Source organism: Mesorhizobium sp. M2A.F.Ca.ET.042.01.1.1 (assembly GCF_003997405.1).
In the GTDB taxonomy this organism is placed as follows: Bacteria; Pseudomonadota; Alphaproteobacteria; order Rhizobiales; family Rhizobiaceae; genus Mesorhizobium.
On the sequence record NZ_RZRX01000290.1, the window covers coordinates 1 to 7,332 of the forward strand.

Sequence of the window (7,332 nt, forward strand, 5' to 3'; positions counted from 1 at the left end):
GACCTGCGCCCCGCCGATATCGACGGCGGGTCGCAGGTCGATCAGCCTTCTATGAGGCAATCGCCTTGGGAGCCTCGACCTGCATCATCAGATCGTCGTCCCATTTTCCGTCCACCGTGAAGTGCGCGGTGGCGCCGAGTTCGACCGCCTCGATCAGATTGTGATTGACGTAGGCGTAGACGCCCGGCTGCCGGAACGCGTAGAGCGCGGCGCCCGCCGATCCGCCCCGGATGAACCAAGTCTCGAGATCCTTGGCGGGGGGATTGCCGAACTTTCCGTGTTCCCAGACGAAGTCGCCATGGCCGCCGATCAGGTGCGGACGGGTGTCGCGATTGGCCTGCGAGTGGACGATGAGCACCGTCTCTCCGACCTTGGCCTTCATGGCGTTTTCGCCGGTCAGCGATCCAGCCTTGCCGTTGAACACGACATGCGTCGGGACAAGGCCGCGCATCACCTTCACCGTGTCGTCGTAGTTGTCGCCGGCCGAGTCGTACTTCTTGAATTTTCCCTGCTCGTCGCGCGGGATGTAGAAGTCGTTCTCGCCAATATAGTAAATTCGGTCGTAGCGTACGGGCTTGCCCTTTTCATCCCTCAGGCCATCGCGCGGCAGGACCATCACCGCCCCGCTCATCCCCGACACCACGTGCCAGGGGATCATCGCCCCGCCAGGCGCGCAATGATAGACGAATGTGCCGGACCGGGTCGCCTTGAAGCGCAGCGTCACCTGCTCGCCGGGGTTGATCAGCGTCAGCGCACCGCCGCCGAGCCCGCCGGTCGCCGCATGGAAGTCGATATTGTGGGCGAGCGTGTTGGTGTCGGGGTTGATCAAGGTCAGCTCGAGGTAGTCGCCCTCATGCACGACCATGAGCGGGCCCGGAATGGAACCGTTGTAGGTCATGGCGTTGAGCTGAGTGCCGTCGGCGTCGATGACCATCGGCTTCTCTTCGATCTTCATGGTGAACTCGACGATCTTGGGGCCGCCCTTGGCCACCTGGTCGTGAGCGTGCACGAAAGGCGGCGCGACAAGCGTGACCTTTTCGCGCGGCAGCTCGGCCACATCCGTCACGGCCGCCATCGCCGGCGTCGAGCCGATAGCGGCAACAGCGGCGGCGGTAAGAACAGAACCCAGCAAAGCTTCGCGTCTCGTAAGCATCATAACCTCTCCTCATTTCAATCATTTCGATATCGTCAGAATAACGACTTCGAAAATCTCGTCTTTGCGCTTGCGCAAACCTGTGACAGGTGCAGTTGCTCTTTGTTGAGGAGTTTGCCTCTACAGGAGGCCAGATAGGCTCACCGCGCACACGCGGCCGACAAAAAGATGGCCGGGCAGGACCTCTCCCAAGGTCTACCCGGCCCATGCCTCCGGCCCGCCATTGCCGGAGGCAGCCCCCAAGGCTATTGGATCAGTTTGAAGCGGCTTTGGTCGCCTCGGCGAACAGCTCGGCAAAGACGGGCTTTGCCTTGCCGATCTGTTTGACGGCTTCCGCCGCCTCCAGGTTGACCGGCTTGCCGACGACGATCAGCGCCACCATGCCCATGCCGTAGTGGGGAGCGCATTTCACGCCATAGACACCTTCCTTGGTGAGGGTGACCGTGATCTCCTCGCTCGCCTTGCCCTTGAAGGGCTCGGCGCCGTCCGGAAGCATTCCATTGATGACCTCGGCATTGTGGGTCTTGTCGGTCGGCACGAACTTGATCGTGTCGCCGGGGGCCGCCCGGACGAAGTTGGGCTGGAAGACCATCGCGCCCTTTTCACCCTTGTTCAGCATCTGGACGACGTGTTCTTCGGCATTCGCGGCGCCGGCCATCGAGAGCAACGCGACCGCCGCGGCAATGAGGGGCAGTTTCATCGGAGAGTTCCTTTCTTGTTTCACCACGGCATCTACCGTCGCGCGCTTTTAGATCGTCGGAGGACATGGCGATTTGCGCTAGCTCAAATGCCGCGACGAAAGTGATGGCGCGGAACCGGCATGATTGGTCAGCGTCGGCCCATGCGTTCATTCAGCGTTGTTACGCGCTTGCCGGCGTGGCCGCGTGAGCATTCCGCCAAAGAGCACGGCGTAGCCGACGAAGGCGGTAAGCCATAGCGCCGCCGAGACATGCAGGAGAATCGGAGCGCCGGGAGCCATGGCCGCAGCTACGCGCAGGATGGCAGCGATGACGATCGCAACGAAGATCGCACGCGTTCCGGCGCCTGCCGCCAGTTCGCGGCCAGTGTGGCCGAGGGAGGCGCGGGTCATCACGGCAAGCGTCATGCAGGCCACCGCCCCAACGGCAAAGGCGTGAATGCCTGCAGCCGCCGGAACGGCACCCGGTGCAAGGACGGTCAGTCCGGCAAGCAGCAGGCCTAGCGGCACAAAGACGAAGGCAATATGCAGGATCAGCACCAACGGATCGCCCAGTGTCCGATCGCCCGCCCAGCGGGCAAGCCGAACACTATTGAAGACCGCTACCGCGATCAGAAGCGCGCCGGTTGCAAGACTGGCGGGAAAGAAGGTCCAGGCCGCGAAGCCGACGGCGGACAGCGCGATCGTTCCGATGTCGAACTTGCCAAATGATGCCGGGATGCGGCCGGGGTTCTCGCGCACCAGCCAATTGCGGGTGAAGCTGGGGACTATTCGCCCGCCTACGATCATGATGAGGACGACGACCGCTCCAAGACCCAGGCGCCGGCTCATGTCGGAGATGCCTTGGTAATGCGCTTCAACATGAAATATGACGTTTGCCGCAAATAGGGTCGCGACTGGCAGCAGCACCTTGAGATTCCGCCAGTTCCGTCCGGCGATGATCTCCGTTGCGGCGGCCGCAACCACCGCCAGAAGAAAAGAGCAGTCTATGACGGCGCTCAACAGCCACCCGGTTTCCGCGGAAAGGAACACGGCCGCCCGACCGGCAACCCAGAGCAGCACCAGCGAAAGGAGGCGAAAGTCCTGAACGGGAAGTCGGCCGGTCCAGTTCGGAATTGCGGTCAGCAGGAAGCCGGTCACGACTGCCGGCAGGTAGCCGAAAAGCAATTCATGGATATGCCAGTCCACGGGCAGGAACGTGCTGAAGGTTTCCAGCCTGCCGTAATAAAGGGGCAGCCACAGCAGCATCGCAATGGCGGCCTGTAGCGAGCCCAGAAGGAAGAATGGCCGGAACCCGTAGAATTGCCGGATAGGCGCTTGGCCGCGTCCGTGGAATTGCCATGACATGCCCCTTTGAAAACCAGGCAAGACGCCTGCTGGCCGCTTTTATCCGGGCTCCGAGGCCCGGAATTTGCCTCAGCGCAAACAAGGGAGTGATCGCCTTGCCACGCCGACGGGGAGGCTTCACTTGTCGACGGGCGGTCGTCCGTGACACAGTCAGGCAGAGCCTGAACGCATTGCACCGTTGAAGTTGGGGAGGAAGGCGGTTGGCAAGCCTTGATCGATCGCTGATTGCCGGACTGCCTGTCTTCGAGGGGATCGCCTCCGCGGACCTGGATCGCATAATCGGACAGGCAAGGTCCATTCGCATCGCCAAGGATCAGTTGGTTTTCGAGCAGGAGCAGGAGGCCCATTCGTTCTTCCTGCTGCTCGACGGCCATGTGCGCGTGGTGAAATCGACTCCGGATGGTCATGAGGTGACCGTGCGCTACATAAGCCCGGGCGAATTGATGGGGATCGCCAGCGCGCTGGGCCGGACGACCTATCCGGCGAATGCCCTTGCGGCGGTCGATTGCGTGGCGCTCGCCTGGCCGAGCCAGCTCTGGGCTACATTCGCGGCGAGCTACCCGAGCTTCAGCGCCAATGCCTATAAGACGGTGGGAATAAGGCTGCAGGACGCTCATGCTCGCGTCATCGAGATGTCCACCGAGCAGGTGGAGCAGCGCGTTGCGCATGCCTTGCTGAAGCTGATCAAGCAGTCGGGGAAAAAGACCGAGGAGGGCATCATGATCGACTTCCCCATTTCACGCCAGGACGTTGCCGAGATGACGGGCACCACGCTTCACACGGTGAGCCGCCTGCTTTCCGCCTGGGAAGACCAGGGGTTGGTCAAGAGCGGACGACAAAGGGTGGTCGTGGTCGAACCCCACCGCCTCCTCGTCATCGCTGAAGGCCGCTCGGCAAAGGGCTAGCCCGCTCCACCGGCGTCGATGGCCGCCTCTAGGTCGCAGCGAAGCTGATCCTCGTCCAGGTCATGCTCGCGTGCGGCGTCTGAAACGGTGTGGAAGGAAGCGATCGGGCAGCCGACGCACAACATTCCGTGCTGGAGGACGACACGAACTGCCGCCGGCGCCTCGCGCATGATCCCGTCCATCGTCGCATCGTCATTCAATTTGCGTTTCATCTTTGCCTGTCCGCATTTGCGAACAACTATCCTGACTGGCCTCTTCAATGCGTTCGTTGCTCTGAAGCAAAGAAGCCGCCGTCTTGTCTCGCGTGATGCAGTTTTGCGATGCTGTTTGGAGCCGCGGCCGGCCTGCCTCGGCATTTTTGCGATGGATCAAAGCCCGCCGGCTCCCTGCCGGATAGATCGAAGGCGCGCCCGGTCCTGACATGGACCGGTCATGAACCGGTGGCAGCGTTGATGCGTTGTGCTTCATCCGCATCGGTTCAACCCAGCGAAGGAGTCGGAAATGACCGAGCATCCCAGCGCCAATCGTTTGTCCGCGCAGGAACTGCAAGACATCGATGCCTACTGGCGTGCCGCCAACTACCTGACCATCGGGCAGATCTATCTGCTCGACAATCCGCTGCTTCGCGAACCCCTTCGGCTGGATCATGTCAAGCCAAGGCTGCTCGGCCACTGGGGGACCTCGCCTGGTCTCAGCTTCATCTATGCGCATCTCAATCGCGCCATCAGGCAACGCGATGCCAATGTCATCTATGTCTGCGGTCCCGGCCATGGCGGGCCGGCGATGGTGGCCAACACCTATCTCGAGGGCACATACAGCGAGACCAATCCGGACATTGCGCTGGGCGAGGCCGGAATGAAGAAGCTCTTCCGCCAGTTCTCGTTTCCTGGCGGCATCCCGAGCCATGCGGCGCCTGATGTGCCCGGCTCGATCCATGAAGGCGGCGAGCTTGGCTACGCGCTCTCGCACGCTTATGGAGCGGCCTTCGACAACCCGGACCTTGTCGTCGCCTGCGTCGTCGGCGACGGCGAGGCGGAAACCGGGCCGCTCGCCACCTCCTGGCATTCCAACAAGTTCCTCAACCCGGCGCTTGACGGCGCGGTGCTGCCGATCCTCCACCTCAACGGCTACAAGATCGCCAATCCCACCATTCTGGCCCGTATCCCCGAGGAAGAGCTGCGTGCGCTGTTCGTCGGCTACGGTTACGAGCCGCTGTTCGTCGAAGGTGACGATCCGGCGTTGATGCATGAGCGGATGGCGGTCGTGCTCGACGATGCGCTCGACCGCATCCAGGCGATCCAGGATGCGGCCCGCAACGGCGCGAAGACCGCGCAGCCGCGGCCGAAATGGCCGATGATCGTGCTGCGAAGCCCGAAGGGCTGGACCGGTCCGAAGGAGGTCGACGGGCTGAAGACCGAGGGATTCTGGCGCGCCCATCAAGTCCCGCTTTCCGGCCTGGCCGAAAACCCCGAGCATCTGAGGATGCTTGAGGCGTGGATGAGGAGCTACCGGCCCGAAGAGCTTTTCGATGCCGCCGGCGCGCCCCTGGCCGCGATCCGCGCCACCGCGCCGCAAGGTGACAGGCGTATGAGCGCCAATCCGCATGCCAATGGCGGCCTGCTGCGCCGGTCTCTCGAACTGCCGGGCCTGGATGAGCATGCCGTCCCGGTCGAGCGGCCCGGCGGCGTCAAGGCGGAGTCGACCCGTGTCATGGGCAGCTTCCTGCGCGACGTCATGAGGTTGAACCGGGCTGCCAGGAACTTCCGCATCGTCGGCCCCGACGAGACGGCCTCGAACCGGTGGCAGGATGTCTTCGAGGTGACGGAGCGCGCCTGGATGGAAGAGATCCTTCCCGAGGATGTCCATCTGGCGCGGGAAGGCAGGGTTCTGGAAATTCTATCCGAGCATACGTGCCAGGGTTGGCTGGAAGGTTACCTGCTCACCGGGCGCCACGGCTTCTTCTCCTGCTACGAGGCCTTCACTCACATCGTCGATTCCATGTTCAACCAGCATGCGAAATGGCTGGATGCCTGCCGCAAGCTCGCCTGGCGGCGGCCGATCGCTTCGCTGAACTATCTGTTGTCCAGCCATGTCTGGCAGCAGGAGCACAATGGCTTCAGCCATCAGGATCCAGGCTTCATCGACGTGGCGCTGAACAAGAAGGCGGACGTCGTGCGCGTCTACTTGCCGGCGGACGCCAACAGCCTGCTTTGCGTGACCGACCATGTGCTTAAGACATGGAACCGCATCAACGTCATCGTCGCCGGCAAGGCCAATTCCTGGCAGTGGCTGTCCATCGACGAGGCGAAAGTCCACTGCGGCGCCGGCATCGGCATATGGGAGTGGGCATCGACCGACGGCGGGGCCGAGCCGGATGTGGTGATGGCCTGCGCCGGCGACGTGCCGACGCTCGAGACGCTGGCCGCCGTTCAAATCCTGAGGCGCCACATTCCCGACCTCAAGGTCCGTGTGGTGAACATTGTCGATCTGATGACGCTGCAGCCGAAGGAACATCACCCGCATGGGCTGTCGGACCACGAGTTCGACGCGTTGTTCACCAGGGACAAGCCTGTCATCTTCGCCTATCACGGCTATCCGTGGACGATCCACCGCCTGACCTACCGGCGGACCAATCACGACAACATCCATGTGCGCGGCTACAATGAGGAAGGGACGACGACGACGCCGTTCGACATGACCGTGCTGAACGGGCTCGACCGCTATCATCTCGTGCTCGGCGTGCTCGACCGCATTCCCGAGCCGGCCGGCGCGCACATCCAGCTGAGGCAGGCCATGGAAGGCAAGCTGATCGAGCACGCAGCCTATATCCGCAAGCACGGGCAGGACATGCCCGAGATACTCGGCTGGAAGTGGGAGCGGTAATCGATGACGAGGCGCCGGGCTGAGAGGATCGGGCTTGCAAAAGCGGCGGGGACCGGCCGGCCATGACCGATGCAATTCTCGTCCTCAATGGCGGCTCATCAAGCCTGAAGTTCGCCGTTTTCCAATGGCGCGACGAACTCCATCTGCTGGTGCGTGGCAGCGTCTCGTCGATCGGCGAGCGGCCCCGGCTCCACGTCGCGCCCACGGCAATGACGCCGCCGTTCGACAGGAGCCTTGGCGAACAGCCGATCTCCATCGGCACGGCGTTCGAAGCCGTTGCGTCCTATCTTGCGGACCGCGGCCTCCTGCGCCGGGTGGGCCGGGTCGGGCATCGCATCGTGCATGGC

General features: G+C 62.8%; 6 protein-coding genes and 1 pseudogene. 3 read left to right on the forward strand and 4 right to left on the reverse strand.

The window, feature by feature from the left end:
- Window positions 1–49: 49 nt before the first annotated feature.
- From nirK to EOA23_RS29545, 3 genes are all read right to left on the reverse strand, one after another.
- A complete protein-coding gene (gene nirK, locus EOA23_RS29535; protein WP_127306732.1) occupies window positions 50–1,153 on the reverse strand; it encodes a copper-containing nitrite reductase in 1,104 nt (367 codons plus the stop codon).
- A gap of 253 nt (window positions 1,154–1,406) precedes the next feature.
- Window positions 1,407–1,853 carry a pseudoazurin gene (locus tag EOA23_RS29540; protein ID WP_126062654.1) on the reverse strand — a complete coding sequence of 149 codons (447 nt, stop codon included), beginning with the start codon at window positions 1,851–1,853 and terminating at the stop codon, window positions 1,407–1,409.
- A gap of 147 nt (window positions 1,854–2,000) precedes the next feature.
- On the reverse strand, window positions 2,001–3,098 hold the full coding sequence (locus EOA23_RS29545) for an NnrS family protein (protein WP_348628593.1): 1,098 nt from the start codon (window positions 3,096–3,098) through the stop codon (window positions 2,001–2,003).
- Between the two features lie 299 nt (window positions 3,099–3,397).
- Between EOA23_RS29545 and EOA23_RS29550 the strand changes: the two genes are divergently transcribed.
- Window positions 3,398–4,102: a Crp/Fnr family transcriptional regulator gene (locus EOA23_RS29550; RefSeq protein ID WP_127306733.1), complete on the forward strand. Its 705-nt coding sequence runs from the start codon at window positions 3,398–3,400 to the stop codon at window positions 4,100–4,102.
- Here the strand turns inward: EOA23_RS29550 and EOA23_RS29555 are convergent.
- A complete protein-coding gene (locus EOA23_RS29555) occupies window positions 4,099–4,314 on the reverse strand; it encodes a DUF1858 domain-containing protein (protein ID WP_126083545.1) in 216 nt (71 codons plus the stop codon). The genes EOA23_RS29550 and EOA23_RS29555 overlap by 4 nt on opposite strands.
- Window positions 4,315–4,603: 289 nt before the next feature.
- Here EOA23_RS29555 and EOA23_RS29560 point away from each other — a divergent pair, with 289 nt between their 5' ends.
- Complete coding sequence (locus EOA23_RS29560; protein ID WP_127306734.1) at window positions 4,604–6,985, forward strand: phosphoketolase family protein; 2,382 nt, start codon at window positions 4,604–4,606, stop codon at window positions 6,983–6,985.
- Window positions 6,986–7,047: 62 nt separating this feature from the next.
- Window positions 7,048–7,332 (forward strand): annotated as a pseudogene (locus EOA23_RS29565) (acetate kinase); the annotation flags it as partial.

Coding starts and splice junctions, on each gene's coding strand:
- nirK (WP_127306732.1), bottom strand. CDS start 1,153: ATGCTTACGAGACGCGAAGCTTTGCTGGGTTCTGTTCTTACCGCCGCC.
- EOA23_RS29540 (WP_126062654.1), bottom strand. CDS start 1,853: ATGAAACTGCCCCTCATTGCCGCGGCGGTCGCGTTGCTCTCGATGGCC.
- EOA23_RS29545 (WP_348628593.1), bottom strand. CDS start 3,098: ATGCTGCTGTGGCTGCCCCTTTATTACGGCAGGCTGGAAACCTTCAGC.
- EOA23_RS29555 (WP_126083545.1), bottom strand. CDS start 4,314: ATGAAACGCAAATTGAATGACGATGCGACGATGGACGGGATCATGCGC.
- EOA23_RS29560 (WP_127306734.1), top strand. CDS start 4,604: ATGACCGAGCATCCCAGCGCCAATCGTTTGTCCGCGCAGGAACTGCAA.